This is a genomic window from Faecalibacterium sp. Marseille-Q4164, assembly GCF_017377545.1.
GTDB classification, from domain to species: Bacteria; Bacillota; Clostridia; order Oscillospirales; family Ruminococcaceae; genus Faecalibacterium; species Faecalibacterium duncaniae.
In genome coordinates this window covers 1-14,836 of sequence record NZ_JAFREJ010000023.1, presented here as the reverse complement: position 1 = coordinate 14,836, position 14,836 = coordinate 1, and the positions used below count along the sequence as shown (strand labels likewise).

Annotated in this window: 17 protein-coding genes and 1 pseudogene; 1 reads left to right on the top strand and 17 read right to left on the bottom strand. The window is 45.3% G+C overall.

Features of this window, described 5'->3' with window-relative positions:
* Positions 1-98: 98 nt before the first annotated feature.
* The 16 genes and pseudogenes from J3352_RS13090 to J3352_RS13020 form a co-directional block, all read right to left on the bottom strand.
* Positions 99-416, bottom strand: coding sequence for a DUF3847 domain-containing protein (locus J3352_RS13090; RefSeq protein ID WP_055192372.1), 318 nt, complete (start codon positions 414-416; stop codon positions 99-101).
* 98 nt (positions 417-514) lie between these two features.
* Positions 515-1,189, bottom strand: coding sequence for a tetratricopeptide repeat protein (locus J3352_RS13085; RefSeq protein ID WP_055192371.1), 675 nt, complete (start codon positions 1,187-1,189; stop codon positions 515-517).
* Positions 1,190-1,200: 11 nt separating this feature from the next.
* Positions 1,201-2,985 (bottom strand): hypothetical protein, encoded by a 1,785-nt coding sequence (locus tag J3352_RS13080; RefSeq protein WP_156067451.1) that lies wholly within the window; start codon positions 2,983-2,985, stop codon positions 1,201-1,203.
* A 17-nt stretch (positions 2,986-3,002) separates the two neighbouring features.
* The gene (locus J3352_RS13075; protein WP_055192367.1) at positions 3,003-3,491 is read right to left on the bottom strand and encodes a hypothetical protein; all 489 of its coding nucleotides are present in this window, start codon (positions 3,489-3,491) and stop codon (positions 3,003-3,005) included.
* A gap of 9 nt (positions 3,492-3,500) precedes the next feature.
* Positions 3,501-6,107, bottom strand: coding sequence for an ATP-binding protein (locus J3352_RS13070; protein WP_117527671.1), 2,607 nt, complete (start codon positions 6,105-6,107; stop codon positions 3,501-3,503).
* Positions 6,108-6,136: 29 nt separating this feature from the next.
* The gene (locus tag J3352_RS13065; RefSeq protein ID WP_147576378.1) at positions 6,137-6,322 is read right to left on the bottom strand and encodes a hypothetical protein; all 186 of its coding nucleotides are present in this window, start codon (positions 6,320-6,322) and stop codon (positions 6,137-6,139) included.
* A gap of 24 nt (positions 6,323-6,346) precedes the next feature.
* Positions 6,347-6,772, bottom strand: a complete 426-nt coding sequence (locus tag J3352_RS13060) for a hypothetical protein (protein ID WP_129873419.1) — start codon at positions 6,770-6,772, stop codon at positions 6,347-6,349.
* Between the two features lie 254 nt (positions 6,773-7,026).
* Entirely contained in the window at positions 7,027-7,632 is a 606-nt protein-coding gene (locus J3352_RS13055; RefSeq protein ID WP_156067453.1) for a recombinase family protein, read from the bottom strand.
* 70 nt (positions 7,633-7,702) lie between these two features.
* Positions 7,703-8,005 (bottom strand): hypothetical protein, encoded by a 303-nt coding sequence (locus J3352_RS13050; RefSeq protein ID WP_071143485.1) that lies wholly within the window; start codon positions 8,003-8,005, stop codon positions 7,703-7,705.
* A gap of 154 nt (positions 8,006-8,159) precedes the next feature.
* Complete coding sequence (locus J3352_RS13045; RefSeq protein ID WP_071143486.1) at positions 8,160-8,354, bottom strand: transposon-encoded TnpW family protein; 195 nt, start codon at positions 8,352-8,354, stop codon at positions 8,160-8,162.
* Positions 8,355-8,433: 79 nt separating this feature from the next.
* Positions 8,434-10,281, bottom strand: a complete 1,848-nt coding sequence (locus tag J3352_RS13040; protein WP_207732025.1) for a recombinase family protein — start codon at positions 10,279-10,281, stop codon at positions 8,434-8,436.
* A gap of 49 nt (positions 10,282-10,330) precedes the next feature.
* Positions 10,331-10,633, bottom strand: a pseudogene (locus J3352_RS13035) (conjugal transfer protein TraG); the annotation flags it as partial.
* On the bottom strand, positions 10,630-11,094 hold the full coding sequence (locus J3352_RS13030; RefSeq protein WP_097771841.1) for a PcfB family protein: 465 nt from the start codon (positions 11,092-11,094) through the stop codon (positions 10,630-10,632). The pseudogene J3352_RS13035 and the gene J3352_RS13030, both read right to left, overlap by 4 nt.
* A 24-nt stretch (positions 11,095-11,118) precedes the next feature.
* The gene (locus J3352_RS13025) at positions 11,119-11,550 is read right to left on the bottom strand and encodes a DUF3846 domain-containing protein (protein ID WP_242699969.1); all 432 of its coding nucleotides are present in this window, start codon (positions 11,548-11,550) and stop codon (positions 11,119-11,121) included.
* Positions 11,543-11,674: a hypothetical protein gene (locus J3352_RS14415; RefSeq protein ID WP_255569324.1), complete on the bottom strand. Its 132-nt coding sequence runs from the start codon at positions 11,672-11,674 to the stop codon at positions 11,543-11,545. The genes J3352_RS13025 and J3352_RS14415 overlap by 8 nt, the downstream gene beginning before the upstream one ends.
* Positions 11,675-11,682: 8 nt before the next feature.
* The gene (locus J3352_RS13020) at positions 11,683-12,132 is read right to left on the bottom strand and encodes a hypothetical protein (protein WP_097771839.1); all 450 of its coding nucleotides are present in this window, start codon (positions 12,130-12,132) and stop codon (positions 11,683-11,685) included.
* Positions 12,133-12,387: 255 nt separating this feature from the next.
* On the opposite strand from J3352_RS13020, the gene J3352_RS13015 reads away from it, so the two are divergent.
* Positions 12,388-13,563 carry an IS110 family transposase gene (locus J3352_RS13015; RefSeq protein ID WP_154277584.1) on the top strand — a complete coding sequence of 392 codons (1,176 nt, stop codon included), beginning with the start codon at positions 12,388-12,390 and terminating at the stop codon, positions 13,561-13,563.
* Positions 13,564-13,844: 281 nt separating this feature from the next.
* On the opposite strand, the gene J3352_RS13010 is transcribed toward J3352_RS13015, so the two are convergent.
* Positions 13,845-14,774: a ParB/RepB/Spo0J family partition protein gene (locus J3352_RS13010; protein ID WP_156067455.1), complete on the bottom strand. Its 930-nt coding sequence runs from the start codon at positions 14,772-14,774 to the stop codon at positions 13,845-13,847.
* Positions 14,775-14,836 lie beyond the last annotated feature (62 nt).

Here is a 14,836-nt window from a genome sequence, read left to right as displayed (position 1 = left end):
TTGGGATGGAATCGGGCTGGCGCATAAACGCCAGCTTCGATTTCATCGAGCCGTCTGCAAGACCGCAATTTCACCGGAACGGTGTATAATTGCGCCCTTTATTCTAAAGGGTTTTGGACGTTGCCGCGTTCGTGAACATCATGCACCATCTTTGCAAGAGCCAGCACGACTTCCGGTTGACGGAACGAGATTTTCAGCAGTTCCATCACCTGATCATCGGTCAGTTCTCCCGGACAGACCAGAAAACTTTCCAGCATTCCAGCACGGGTGCAAAGACGATGCACACGCTCTCTCCGGTTTAGCTCCGACATCCGGTGCTCAAGGATCTTCTCCCGGTGCTGGCAAGAGCGCAGCTTCTGCTCTGCTTTAGCTTTTTCGTTGCGGAGATGGGCAAGGTCGGTTTGCAGTTGGGTCATGGCATCACACTCCTTTTGCACTTTATAAAAGCCGCGCATTCATGAGGTCAAAAACGACATGGATGCGCGGCTCTTATGCTATTTTGGAAATAGTTCGATTAACGAACTGCGTCCCATTTTTTGGTAAAGCGATTATACCTCAGATTATTGCGCAAAACTTCTTCGGCATCTTTGTCTCCCTTTTCTGCGGCGAGTGAGAACCACTGACCAGCTTTGTTGTAGTCGATTGGTTCGGAGTAATAAATGTATCCGGCCCGATACATAGCGTAGACGCTGCCTTGGTTTGCTGCTTTTTCATACCAATAAATTGCAGCCTTAACATCTTTGACGATATAAACACCCTCATAATATTTATCGGCGAGCAACTCTTCAGCATAGATGTAGTTTTGTTCCGCAGCTTTTTTCAGCCATCGTTCGCAACCAATATACGGATTAGCACCGCCAATAAAGCAAGCATCCCCCATCTCTTTATCAATATAGATTCTGGCAAGTTCATATTGCGCTGCGGCAACTCCTGCACGTGCACCATACTCGTAGTATCGTGCGGCTGCGACGATGTTAGGCTTTTCAAGACCGGCACCAGTTTTACAGCAATAGCCACAGTATATTGTCGCATTCAAATCGCCTTCCCAAACAGCTGCACGGAAAAGTTGAAATGCCTTTTTTTCGTCTTTTTGAATGTTTTTTCCAATCAGGTATTCATAACCCAGCTTACGCATGGCAACAGCGTCACCTGAATTGGCTTTTTGAGTTAAGGTATTGATGTCTTCCATACTTTTTCTCCTTAATCATACATGCTAGAAGTATTGTTGTTATTTAGCCATGCTTCAAGACCAGAAATCAGAATTTCATTGATGGACTCAATATAATTCTTGATTTTAGGATTCTGAGCTTGTTTTAAAGTAATCAGTCGATTTTGGTATTTCTGATTCTGTTCGATTGTATCAACCGCCTGAGTGCATTGGGAGTCTTTCGTAGGCAGATACAACGCATAAATAGCGAAGGAAACTTGTGTCATGGTAAGCTGTTCACCAGTAACAACAAACGAAAGCCACGGATATTTAGCGCTGTCGGTTGCTTCAATATAGACGGAAGGCTCGTACTCTACTTCATTTGAGAGTACTGCACCGCAGTTTTTAATTTTGGTTGTATACAGATCACCAAAATTTTCATGGAGATACTTATCAAGGTAAACTTGCATAGCATCTGTACTCCAGCGAATATTTTTTTGAGGAATTTTCTTGTTCCATTCAGCAACAACCATAGGAAGATCGAGTGTTTTGTCCTCGCTAGTTAAAAGGTTCATATAGGAGTTTATTTCCGAAACTGTCCAAGAAATAAATCGATAATCATATGCAATTTCATTATCACTTGTCTGAATGCTAAATTCCTCTATGCTGTTGGCCGCATTACTAATGTCATTTTGATTAAGATTTTTCAAAAAGTTTAACCGACGATCAATTTGCTCAGTACGAGGAATATTGTTTTTGACTAAAAATTCAAGAACCTTTCTCTCCTGAGAATACATTTTGAGGTAAGCAAAAACTTTCTGAAGTATGAAAAGCTGATTTTCCCAGCTAGATGTACAAATCAGAGGATAATATTCAAGGAACTCATCGAGATTGGTATCAACTTCCTGCGGGCTACCAGATTTCGAAGATTTAATAGATTGAGCAATCAAAAGATCGATTGGCAGGATTTGCTCTGTTGATGCAGAAATAAAAGGATTATCTTTTCCGACTTTTTCTTTAGCTGTTGAAAGCCGTAAATAATTCATAATAACCGTACAATATGTATCCAAAAGAAGAGCGGTAGCTTCGTCTGTTTCCTCCATAGAGAGACAGAGAATCATTTTTTTCATACCTGCATAAGGAGCAACCTCTTGATCGGCAAAAAGTAAATTGGAAACAGCAGCAACATAGTCTTCCGATTTCAAAATATCTTTCAAAGCTGCAAGCCTTGACAACGGACTGTTGCTTCCAACCATCGCGAGATAATTATCAGAATCATTTTTGGCAGCTTCTAATCCTTCCGCAATGCTGTCGAAATCTGTCAAAAAACTGCAATCGGCATTGTCAACAGGGAAGAAAGCATCATAATGACGATCCAAGCCTCGAATGCTAGGGACAATATCGGCGAAGCGCTGTAAATTGTGAATTGTCTGCATAACAAATCGAATGGAAATACAACACTTTTGATGCAGTTTAACTAGAGCTTCGCAGCATAGATTAACAACATCAGCTGCCTCCTGCTTATAGCTATCGCTGCTCTTCAGTTCATCGCTCAAACTATCCACAGCAGAAAAATCAAATTTTCCGGTATCCTCAAAAGAATCCATCAGAACATCAAAGGCATCATGAATGATAGTATTCTTTTTAGCCGCAAAATAGTTGCTTCTTTCATGCGTGAGCCAGTCTTGATAGAGTTTTTCATTTGCTTCAGCGTTTTGAGCATCGCGCTCCATCATTATCTTAATGAATTTTTCGGTTTCATTTTGATTCATTGTTTCTGTGATAGTTTCCTTTGCGATATCGGCGGCTGCCGAAAAAAGAGATCCGAGTAAGCCCATAAATAATTCCTCCCATTTTAAATTTGATCTAACTGACGGTAGACTTTTTCCAAATCCTGCATAGCTGAAATGACTTCACCTTTTAAGCCGGTTGCTTCCTGTAAGTGGTCATCCAGCTTGTTTACTCCTTTCTCCAATGATTTTCCAACACCTAATGTGTCTAACAGCTTCTTGGTTTGGTCGAGTTTCTTCTTCGCCTTTTGACTATCTGTGATTTCATCGTCAACATTTTGCCGGATTTGTTCAAGGCTCTGTAGATTCTGATTTGCATCCTTCGAAACGTCATAAGCTTTGTTCTCAACATCACGCAGAGAATCGTTAATGCTTTCCATAAGGGTAGCTTGAACAGCTGAATCTAAATTTGAAGAATCCAACGCAAGCCCGGCATCCATAAGACTCTTTTTTTGTTGCTTTAACTCGTCCAGCTTTTGTTTTTTATCTTCAATAGTTTTCTTTACCTCAGTGATTTTCGTTCTGGAATGCTCAATACTAAAATTTTCAGCCATAATAATACCTCATTCTAATTGGCCATTCGAATCAAGAAAAACAACGTTATTTTTGATTTTTTGTTGGAGAGATTCTCCTATACTGCGAATCAATTCATCCAACATCGCTTTTCTTTCGGCTGAAATGAAAAGTTCATTTATCGCCTGACAGTCTCTTCGGTATTGTGAACGAAGTATTACAATCGAGGTGTAAATATTTTCCATGTGCCAATAGAAATCTGTGATTTGAGTGGATGTATGTACGGATGAGTCATATTCGGAGAGTGCACAAAGAGCTTCAACCTCCTTTTTCTTTAGTGATTTAACATTTTCTTTTAGAGTTTCTAGCTTTAGATTTTCTTCTTTTTGCGCCAACTGAAAAAATGCTGGCTTGTGAAGCATAATATCATATAGTTCGTCGTCATTGGGCGTTTCAGAACCATGACCTTTTTGCTCTTGAATTCTGAGTTCAAATGGTCGCTGAAGTCCTTCATAAGACATTAGGGCCTCACCCGGACGATAAACTGCAACATGTTCTAGTTGAATGCCACTAGCAGACATTGTGCTGCCAATCAGTTGTCGATCATCTATAGAGGTAAGTCTATGAATCAGCTTGATATTAGTATTTTTAATAACTTCAGGTGCCATAGCAGTAGGAAGCTGGTCTGCGATGATAATACCTTCGCGTAAAGCACGAACCTCTGCTAACATTTTAACGATATATGCTGTAGCAGCAATTTTAGGATTTGAATCTTGACCAGATGCTACTTGTGCTTCAGGAGCGATAAGGTTATGGGCTTCTTCGATAAAAATGATATGCCGGACAACCTTTTCTTCATCTGCACGAGGAGAGGCTTTCAAAGTTTCTCGAATGAGGGTACATAATAACAACGTAACAAAGTTGGCAGGACCTTCTCCTAACGATTCGAGTTCTACAATGACAGGGTGCTTTAGCCATTCCTCTGGAGAGAATGTAGAGTGTTTTACATCAAAAATGTCCTTCATTTCCCGACGTAGGAGACTGCCAATACGCATTTCCAGAACAGATTGAATATTACCTTGAATTTCGCTGTCATAAGTTGTTTGGCTAAGTTCTTTTTGAAAGCGATCATATAATTCCGACATGGTCGGATATTCTTTTTCCCCGGTGTTAATATCATTGGTATTCCAACCATGTGCTCGATAAATACCTTCGATAGCTTTATCCAATATAAAAGGAGCTGGTGGAGCAATCGGAAAAGCACCCTCAAAAACCTGACACAGTTTAGAGATATGTTCTGAAAGTGTGAGTCCTTTCGGGAATTCGAAGGGATTCAACCTCATAGGAAATTTTGTACTAGCTGAAGGAGAAAGAATAATTAACTCTGGAATATCATACCTAGAAAGTTCTCGATATTCACGCTTGGCGGGTTCCAAAACCAAAAAAGGAATAGGATCACTTTCTTCTTTAAAAGTGACCGACAAATTATCGGTATCATCCTTGATTAGCTTTTTATGATGCCATAGGCTATTAGCGAGATGCAGCATGGTGTTAGTTTTACCAGAGCCGGGAACACCACATATGAAAGCGTGTTTTTTGAAGGATGATGCATCGATAAAAGCGCTCAACCCATTGTTGGTTTGTCCAAGGTAAATGCCAGTTTGCTCCAACTTCGGAGCAGTTTCCTTCTTTATTTCGATATTCTCGCCATCAAATAGTATTGGCAGCCGAAAGAAAGAAGAAAGTTCATCAAGTGTATAAGCGGTTGGCCAGAATGCTAAAGAGGGTGGTAGAAGATTGCAGTAAGGCTGATTTACTTCCTGCAATTCCAACGGTGTGGCCGTACTGGGAATTTCCTGAATTTCACAAGTTCCTTCTTTGATAGCTTCTCCGCAGACAGCATCCATCAAAAAATGCGCACTACTTTTTTGGTTTGCGTAAAGTAAAATGTTGGCAAAAAAACAAGGCGATTTGGCAACATCTGATAAAAACTCTTCGTATATCCGTAGGGTTTCTTCGGCTGAGACATCTCGCGGACGATTTTTGTTATCGGCGAGGGTGATTTGCCCACTACGGCCCAATGCTTTCTCACGTAGAATTGCGATAGGCTTTTGTAAGGCCTGCTGTGCAGTTTTATAGGTGTCACTTCCATAGATTGAAATATGATAAACCATATCCTCATTAAGAGCCTCTGCGGTTTTTTCCATTTCATAAAGACGTGACTTGGGATTGGATTTCCAGCCTTCGACTGTAAATAGCGTATCTCCTGTGGAAAGACGTGTTTGTTCTTGTTTTTTGACTAGAAGAATATTTGTAAATGATTTCCGCAAGCAAACAGGAACATCTTCAATAGGAGCAATCTTATAGTAGTCAGCTAAAGGACTTGCTTGCATAAGCGCATCTATTGATTCAAAGTTTACAGTCTGATCGGAAGAAAATGCCAAGAAAATTTGCAGACGACTCCCTTTTGGACGTTCATGAGTATAGCTAAGGAAAAAATGTAGGGTTGTATGGATTAGAACAGTATTCCTTTGCCATTGACGTAAAAAACGATTATGTCGCTCAAGAATACCATCTATACCTTGTTCACCAAGAGATTGATATTTAACTAGCTCTAAATCGGGAATGTACGGAATCTCATAGAAATGCCACATCATGGGGTACGCCCTCCGTGCAATCGAAGCAATTAGTCTTCATAACTAAGACATCCTTGGCGCTCTCTCGGATAGTAGTAAGCATCATAATGCGAACAGTACTGGCGGCCATTACTATCACGGTCATAAGGGTTCCAATAGATACATCCGTCAGAACAGTTATGTCCGCAAAAGGCACCTGCAGGAATTTTCACAGAGGTTATATTGTTTTTGTCCATAATGTTTTTCTCCTTTTTATTGTATTAAAGTGTCAGATTCAATTCTTCGGGCGTAATAGAAAGTCCGGATAATTGATCATAAACTGCGAGATAAGGGAAAACTCCAGTATGAGGAATAACAATCGGAAAATACAACTTTTTCACATAAGCATTCATAATTGATCGAATATAGACAATATCCGCAGATGACAAGCATTGACACCCGTGCCCCTCTTTATGGGTGTGAAATATTCCTTTAAAAATAATTCCTTGAGCGTCCCAGTCCGATATTGTTTGATTCAAAAGCAATTCATTGGGAACATACTGGCAAGATTTCCTAAAAGATATTTTTCCTGAATCGACAAAAATGGTATTAATTGTGTTTTTTGATTGCCCAAGCAAGCCACCCATTTCAGGTGGAGCGGATGGAAGGTTGTAGAGCAAGTTGTACAAAGATTCGGTAATTAACACGACAAGACATCCTATAATTACAGTAGTGGAACTTAATATTATAGCTGAAAATAGCATACTCACTTTTGGGTTAGCGGTTGCTTCGAAGTGTTCTTTGAATTTAAAAGGTGTACTTTTTAAAACGATGATATATTTTCGTTGAAACTTCCAATTTCTCTTGAATTAAAGCGAGATTTGTGGCATAATGCCTTATAAAGAGTGAGCTTTGCAAAATTTTGAAAAGTACACCTTTCAAAATTTTGCAAGGAGTTTGCTTAGGTGGACTTTTCAAATTGGATAGATTTCCCATAGAACGTACCTACGGGTAAATCACAGGCTTCCGCAGCTTCTTTAAGGGTCAATTTCTTATCCCTCCATGCTTTATGCACCTCATAGAAGTTGTCTGGAAGTGGTCGGGGTGGTCTGCCAAACTTTACACCGCGAGCCTTTGCAGCTGCAATCCCTTCTGCCTGCCGCTGCCGGATGTTGGTACGCTCATTCTCGGCTACAAAAGAAAGCACCTGCAAAACGATGTCGCTCAAAAAAGTGCCCATCAGGTCTTTGCCACGCCGGGTGTCCAGCAACGGCATATCCAGCACCACAATGTCTGCGCCCTTTGTCTGGGTGAGCAACCGCCACTGTTCTAAAATTTCCGCATAGTTGCGTCCAAGACGGTCGATGCTCTTGATGTAGAGCAGATCGTCTTTTTTTAATTTTCGCACCAGCCGCTTGTACTGCGGACGGTTGAAGTCCTTGCCGGACTGCTTATCCATAAAGATATTCTTATCTGAAACGCCTACCTCGCGTAAGGCGATAAGCTGCCTGTCCTCGTTTTGTTCTCTTGTGCTGACACGCACATAGCCGTAAATGCTTCCAGTCAATTTTTATCCTCCTGTTCGTTTTACATAGACATCAACCGTCCTTACCTAATAATTTTACTGTATCTTTGTGTCATGGCTTGCTTTTCCCGGCTGAAATACCATGCTTCTTTGCATAGTCGCTTGCCGCCTGTCTGCGTTCCTCGCTGTATGGTGCGGTCAGACGGAAAGAGAAGCGTCCCTTTGCAATCTCAAACTCCATACAGCCCGTTTCCGGGTCGCTGTCGGTCAGCTTACAGACAGAGGGGAAGCGGCGGCTGTACGCGGTCAGCCTGTTCTTCAAGTCGGTGTTGTGGGTGCGGATATGGATAAGGGGGTCTTTCTCGTCAAACCAAATATCGGTGGTCTTTTCCTGCTTTTTCAGTCCTGTTTTCATAAACTCTCCTTTCTGCGCCCCTGTTACGCAGTAGGGGCATTTTTCGGGTGTTTTCTTCGGCTCTTGACTTGGGAAAAACGGCGTTTTTTCAATAGAAAATGCTCTGGCGATACATTCCTCGTCCAGAGTGTTCCAATCGTCAAATATTCCGTTTTTACGGCTCTTGACCGTCAGACGCAGAAAAATGCGAATAGTCGGCAAGTATCGCTTTCAGCAGCTTGTCGCGGAATGTTTCTGCGCTTCTGTGATTGAAAAACAACTCCGCAACGATGGTCTGTCCGTTCCGCTGTGTTGTGATGATACCATCCGGCTGCTTCTGCGCGGTGGTTGTGGTTTTCTTTTCTGTCATTGGGTCACTCCTTCCTTTGGGTGCAAAAAAAGGATTTCCCATAGTTGGAAAATCCCTTTCTGCTGTCGGTTATTCTGTTTTACGATACGGGCAGCGCAGCGGCTTGCGCCTTTCGCTTTGCCCGATATTCCCGCGCCTTGATGCGTTCATACTCCCGGCGTTTTTCAAGGTTTTTCGCCCGGTATTCCTTTGAGTAGTTCCGATGATAAGCGCGGCTCTTTTCCTTTTGGGCTTCTTCGATTTTCTCCCGCATTTGCCGGATTTCTTCCTCTGTCGGCTCTGCAAGCTGTGTCAGTTCGTTTTCAAACTTGCCGATATAGCTGAAATATATCCCGATATGCTGAACAGCTTGTTTTGCCCTTTTCTTATCGCGCTCATGCACTTCAATTCTGCTGATAAATTCATTGAGAATGGCGGGGGTAAGGTCGGTAAAGGCGGCGTAGCGTTCTATCAGCTTCAAAAACTTATGCGCCCATCCTCCTGCGTCCTCAAACGCGGATAACTGTTCTTTGAGTTCTGCAAGTTCCGCTTTCAGCGTATAGTATTCCTCCGAATATTTCTGTGACATTTGCTCGTATCGGTCTTGTGGGATAGCACCGAGGGCGTTATCCTCGTAGAGTTTATTCAGCACCTTGTCAATCTGTTCAAGGCGTGTTGTAATTTGCGGAATACGCTTCTGCTGTTTTTTGCTCTTGTCCGTCTGCTGCATATCAAGGTTTTTTCGGACTAATGCTTCAAATTCCTCCCGGTTGCTTATGGAGTATTCTGCAACTTTTTTCAGAACATCCGCGATAGTCTGCATGACTAAATCAGCGTCTATGATGTGCGGGGAATTGCATTTGGGATTTTTGGCTTTGCCCTTGTGGTACTCGCTGCAAAAGGCAACATGACGCTTGCCGCCGTTCCTGTAATCTATGCGAATGTGCATTTTTGCGCCGCAGTCTTTACAGAACATCAAGCCCGACAAAGGGTGGATTTCTCCGTCCCCGTTAGGGCGTCTGACAGGCGCGTTTTCCAAAATCCGCTGTACGGTTTCAAAGTCGGCGCGGTCGATAATCGGCTCATGCACATTCTCGGTTATCTGCCATTCGCTTTTATCTACATAGTGGTTGCGCTTGTCCCGAAAATGCTTTGTGGTCTTGAAATTGACAACATCACCACAATACTCCTGCCTTGTGAGTATCTTGGTTAAGGTTGCTTTGTTCCATTTATAGCGATTTTCCTCGTTCAGCGGTCTGCTTTTCGCTGTCCCTCTGTCGTGCTGTTTGAGGTAGAACGTAGGCGTGAGGATTTGCTCGTTTTTGAGATATACGGCAATTTGGTTTCTGTTCTTCCCGCCGATAAACAGACGGAAAATCAAGCGTACCACTTCGGCGGCTTCCTCGTCGATTATCCAAAAATCCTTGTTGTTCGGGTCTTTCATATATCCGTATGGGGCTTCGGTGGCGATGGGTTTGCCGCTTGCACCCTTGGTCCTGATACCCGTTTTTACTTTCTTGCTGATGTCCTTTGCGTACCACTCCGACATGATATTGATAAAGGGCGCAAACTCCAATGTATCGGGATTGTCGCTGTCTATGCCGTTATTGACCGCGATAAAGCGGACATTGTTCCGTCTGAATACCTCCATTGCATTGCCGACTTGGAGATAATCACGCCCCCAGCGCGTCAGGTCTTTCATAATGCAGACGCCTATTTTTCCGTTTTCCACATCCTCCATCATGCGGGAATAGGCAGAGCGGTCAAAGAACCTGCCGCTTTCGTCATCGTCAATGTAGTGCCGGATATTGGTTAATCTCTGCTGTTGGGCGTACCGTTCCAGAAATGCCTTTTGGTTTACAATGCTGTTGCTCTCGCCGCCATCTCTGTCCTCGTCCCCGACGGAAAGGCGGGAGTAAAGGGCTGTAATTTTATTATATTCGTTCATGTGCATACCTCCTGCGTCCACATAGTTTTCCTTACAGTTAAGATTATGCACCACACCGGGCAGAGCCGTACTCCATGCCATGGCGGTACTTCTTGGCGTTTTTGCCACGCAGATAGACCGCCAGCCGTAACCCTGCGCCACAGCACAGACCCACCAGCAAATCAAGCGGATGCAGGCTGGGCAGAGGGTTTGCAAATGCCACCGGGATCGTACCCATCATGGACATGATCTTATCGCCCAGTTCCTTGCCCTCGGCAAGCCGCCACGCTTCGCCAAAGTTGGTTGCCACCAGCCCCAGCAAAATATAGGGCAGATACAGTGCCAGCAGCTTTGTCAGCTTTTTCGTGGTCACAGTCCACGCTCCTGTTCCTTGTGCCGGACTTTGCCGGGGAGTTCTGCCGCTGCCTGCACCAGTTCCTGCAACCGTGCCAGTACCGAGGGGCGTTTGTCCTTGTTCAGCAGGGATGCCGAATACTCCTTGAACGCCGAGTTGAATGCTTCTGCGTCCGGTGCTTTGAAAAAGACCAGATACCGGGGCGGCACCTCGGAGGTGTCCTTGCGGATGGCATAGTCGATGCCGTACTTTTTGGCATAGCGTTCCAGACCACGGATGCCGGTCTTGCTGATCTCCACGCTGGACACGCCCCGGTTCTGCCGCAGAAGAGTGCGGACGCTCTGCTTACCTTGGGATGCCTTGGACTGGTACAGCCGAAACGCCGCTTTAACTGCCCGCAGGACAGTCCGGGCAGACAGCTTTGTGGTGGAGATCATAATGTTGAATGATTTCTGTTCGATTTCTTCCTGCACTGCCATCACCTCCCGTGCAGCAGGGTGATTTTAGCGGTCATGCTCTGCCGGAGGCTTGGTGCGGGGCTTTTCCGCCGGAGGTTCATCAGGCACCGGCAGCACCAGCAGACGATTGCCCAGTTTCAGAAAGGCTTCCGGCTGATGGAAAAGCTGCTCATACTTCTGCGCCAGTTCCGGGGTCAGGGATGCAAAATCCTCCTCGCCCAGTCCCACTACCAGAAAGTCTCCGGCAACGGCATCGTACATCTGCCCGTTCTCATCCCGAAGGGCACGGTTCAACGGCAGTCCCATGAGCTTACCATCGTCATTGCAGATGATAGCCACCGGATCTGCAAAGGGGTAAACAGCAGCAATCGTGCCGCCCACCGCCTGCTGCAAGGCTTTCAGGTTATTGTCAATCTCGACCTGCTGCGGATACTGTCCCGGCGCAATTTTCAGCACGGACAGGGTGTTTTCAGCCATGCGAATCCTCCTCTCCGTTCAGTCCGATCTCACCGCTCCGTGCCGCCTGCATCAGAGCCGCCACGAAGAATCCGAAAATCGCACCGGCTTCAAAAAATGCGAATCCGATAAAAAAGTTCAGCATAGCACACCTCAGTCGATGCAGATGCAGGTCAGCTTCTGCCCATCTGCCATCAGGGTGGTGCTGTGGCTTTCCAGATAGGTCTGAAAGCGGTAAATATCCTCCACCGTCAGGGACACGATGGTACTGTGCCCATCGGTGCGGTAGAAGATGACCGGGCCGGTCAGGTACCGCTTGCCTGCCAACTTGAGGACCTGCGCCGGATTGTAGCTGATAAACAGCGGCGCACCCTTCACGGAAATCAGGGCATCGTCCTCGTCAAAACAAGGCAGAATGGAAGGGGCATCCTCCTCCACGATAATGGTCAGTTCCATGTCCGGGCCGATGGCGGCAAGGTAGACATTCTCGCTTACCATTTCGGTCAGGCAGGATGCCGCCTGTTTCAGCATGGACAGGATGTTCACATCCACCGTGATCTGCGGTGCATGGGGAGCGGAGTGAAAAGGAATCGTGTTATTCATAGGCGTTACCTCGTATAATAAAATAGTAGTATTTATAGACCGCTCTCCAGCGGAATGCTACAATGTTTGGGATGCTGTGGATTGGTGAGGCGTTACTACCGCAAAGACGGTTTTTGGGAGGCTCCAACCACAGCTTCTTTGTTGAAATGTTAATCAGTTAGATACCGCCAGACGGTTTATTTAGAACGAGGTTACAAGAGCAAAGAAGTCTGTGGTCCTGAACAGCATCGAAATAAATACGCCGGAGGTATCAAAATGGTTTGTGTTGGAATTGACGTTGCCAAGGATAAGCACGACTGCTGTATTCTCGACTCGGACGGAACGATTCGTGCCGACTGCATTACCATCCCCAATAACATGGATGGCTTCAAGCAGCTGCTTCAGACGATTCGAGACTGTACCAAAAAGTCAGACAAAATAAAAGTAGGACTTGAGGCTACCGGACATTACAGCTACAACATTCTTGGATTTCTTCTTGACAATGACCTGGCCGTCTATGTCATGAATCCTTTGCACACCAACCTGTACCGAAAAAGTCTCAGCCTTCGCAAAACCAAAACCGATCGTGTGGATGCAAGAACGATTGCAACTATGCTATTGTCCGATGTAGACCTCAAGTCCTACACGGATACAGCATACCATAACGAAGAGTTAAAGTCACTAACAAGATACCGATTCGATAAGGTTCGTGAAAGAGCCAAGCTGAAGCAGTCAGTGTCCAGACTGGTCACGATTCTGTTTCCAGAACTGGAGAAGATCGTTCCCTCTCTCCATATTGCTTCGGTTTATGCGCTCCTCAGTGAATATCCCGGTGCAAAACAGATTTCAGAAATTCATCTCACCAAGCTGACAAACCTTCTTGCGACAGCATCCAAGGGTCGTTATGGCAAAGATAAGGCTATCCAGATTCGAGATGCTGCCAGAACTTCCATTGGTTCCGTTATGCCTGCTAAATTTCTGGAACTGAAGCATACCATTAAACTCATTCGGGAACTCACCTCCGAGATTGATGAAATTGAAGTTTCTATTCAGAAAATCATGGATGAACTGAATCCACCGATTCTTTCTATTCCCGGTGTCGGTATCCAGTCAGCAGCCATGATTCTGGCTGAAATCGGTGATTTTTCCAACTTTGAATCTCCTGACAAAATCCTTGCTTACGCTGGCTGCTCTCCATCTACATACCAGTCCGGAAAACTTACAAACTGTTACGCTCACATGGAGAAGCGTGGTTCTCGTTATTTGCGATATGCCCTCTACAACGCAACCAAGTACGTCTGCCACTGGAATCCCGTCTTTGCTGAATATCTTGCCAAGAAACGTGCTGAAGGAAAGCACTACAATGTTGCCTTATCCCATGCCACGAAGAAACTTGTGCGGCTAATCTATGCCTTGCAGAAATCTGGCAAAGCATATCTTGTAGCTGCCTGATTCTCTCCAGAGCCTGAGCCAAATCCAAGAACAACTTAGCTGGCGCAGCGAACCCTTGACAAACCGAAGCATTCAAATGCTATTCTGTTTCTGCGAGGGTTGGCCGGGCTTGCTTTGCTATTCTCTCCGTCGCCCTCGCTGCATTGATTATGGCATTTGAATGCTGTTTGTCAGGGGCAGCGGTCGGCAGACGGATTTTTTCATTTTGGGGCTTGACTTTTAATAGTTAGTCTCCAAATTTTTGCAAACAAAAAAGACCCCATCGGGTCTTGCGTTACGAATCAGCGTTCGTTGTGGCGCTGCTGCTTTTTCTGCCACGCATCCAAAAGCTGAATGATTTTTTCTTCCATTTGCCGAGGCGTATAGCTGCGTGGAAAGTATTTTCGCAGGATGTCGTTTTTGATAGTTACGGTGTCCTGCTCACTCTTCTTTTCCTGCCCCAAAATATCAAACGCCTTTTCATAGGTGAACTCACCACACTGCGCCATCTTCTTTAGTTGCTGAGCCTGCGATACAGATGGGGCATTTTGGGTACCATCCATGGCTTCTAAAAAAGCCCGCTGTTGGCTTTCGTCCAGATAGGACAGTTCCACAGCGGGATTGAAGGAGATCTTCTTTTCGTCTACCATGTCCAGCAGTTCCGGGATGAGGTTGGTCAGACGGATAAAGCGCCGTACCTGATTTCTACTGTCGCCAGCTTCCTGACCAACAATATCGGCAGCTTCCAACTTCCGCCCAACTTGGGCGGAAGTTAAATCTGACCTAGCACCTTGATTTTTTATCGCTTCCAGCTTCATTTTGTAGGCAAGAGCCCTCTCACTGGGCAGGATGTGTTCACGTTGGAGATTGCTGTCCACCATCAATATCACAGCAGCATCGTCCGACATCTGCCGCACGATAACCGGCAGAGTATCCAGCCCGGCAAGTTTAGCAGCATACTGACGGCGGTGCCCGGAGATGATCTCATAGCCGTCACCGTCCGGGCGGGGGCGGGCGATCAGCGGAGCCAGCACACCGTACTGAGCAATGCTCTCTACTGTCCGGGTCATAGCTTCATCGTCCAGCACCTTGAAGGGGTGGTTCTTGAAAGGGAACAGCTCTCCAATGGGGATCTGCTGCACCTGCTCCCGCTGCTGTTCCTGTCGGGATTTTTCCGTGGAGAAAATGTCATCTGCCCCTTTCAGCGACACGTTTAAGCTGTTTTTCGGCATCAGCCAGCACCTCCTCGTATTATAAAAGAGTAGTATTTATAGACCGCTCTCCAGCGGTATGC

What these genes read in the sequence shown, in the direction of transcription:
- J3352_RS13090 (WP_055192372.1), bottom strand. Translation starts at nt 416, where the DNA reads ATGACCCAACTGCAAACCGACCTTGCCCATCTCCGCAACGAAAAAGCT.
- J3352_RS13075 (WP_055192367.1), bottom strand. Translation starts at nt 3,491, where the DNA reads ATGGCTGAAAATTTTAGTATTGAGCATTCCAGAACGAAAATCACTGAG.
- J3352_RS13025 (WP_242699969.1), bottom strand. Translation starts at nt 11,550, where the DNA reads ATGGCTGAAAACACCCTGTCCGTGCTGAAAATTGCGCCGGGACAGTAT.
- J3352_RS13070 (WP_117527671.1), bottom strand. Translation starts at nt 6,107, where the DNA reads ATGATGTGGCATTTCTATGAGATTCCGTACATTCCCGATTTAGAGCTA.
- J3352_RS13085 (WP_055192371.1), bottom strand. Translation starts at nt 1,189, where the DNA reads ATGGAAGACATCAATACCTTAACTCAAAAAGCCAATTCAGGTGACGCT.
- J3352_RS13040 (WP_207732025.1), bottom strand. Translation starts at nt 10,281, where the DNA reads ATGAACGAATATAATAAAATTACAGCCCTTTACTCCCGCCTTTCCGTC.
- J3352_RS13065 (WP_147576378.1), bottom strand. Translation starts at nt 6,322, where the DNA reads ATGGACAAAAACAATATAACCTCTGTGAAAATTCCTGCAGGTGCCTTT.
- J3352_RS13050 (WP_071143485.1), bottom strand. Translation starts at nt 8,005, where the DNA reads ATGAAAACAGGACTGAAAAAGCAGGAAAAGACCACCGATATTTGGTTT.
- J3352_RS13030 (WP_097771841.1), bottom strand. Translation starts at nt 11,094, where the DNA reads ATGGCAGTGCAGGAAGAAATCGAACAGAAATCATTCAACATTATGATC.
- J3352_RS13010 (WP_156067455.1), bottom strand. Translation starts at nt 14,774, where the DNA reads ATGCCGAAAAACAGCTTAAACGTGTCGCTGAAAGGGGCAGATGACATT.
- J3352_RS13045 (WP_071143486.1), bottom strand. Translation starts at nt 8,354, where the DNA reads ATGACAGAAAAGAAAACCACAACCACCGCGCAGAAGCAGCCGGATGGT.
- J3352_RS13020 (WP_097771839.1), bottom strand. Translation starts at nt 12,132, where the DNA reads ATGAATAACACGATTCCTTTTCACTCCGCTCCCCATGCACCGCAGATC.
- J3352_RS13080 (WP_156067451.1), bottom strand. Translation starts at nt 2,985, where the DNA reads ATGGGCTTACTCGGATCTCTTTTTTCGGCAGCCGCCGATATCGCAAAG.
- J3352_RS13015 (WP_154277584.1), top strand. Translation starts at nt 12,388, where the DNA reads ATGGTTTGTGTTGGAATTGACGTTGCCAAGGATAAGCACGACTGCTGT.
- J3352_RS14415 (WP_255569324.1), bottom strand. Translation starts at nt 11,674, where the DNA reads ATGCTGAACTTTTTTATCGGATTCGCATTTTTTGAAGCCGGTGCGATT.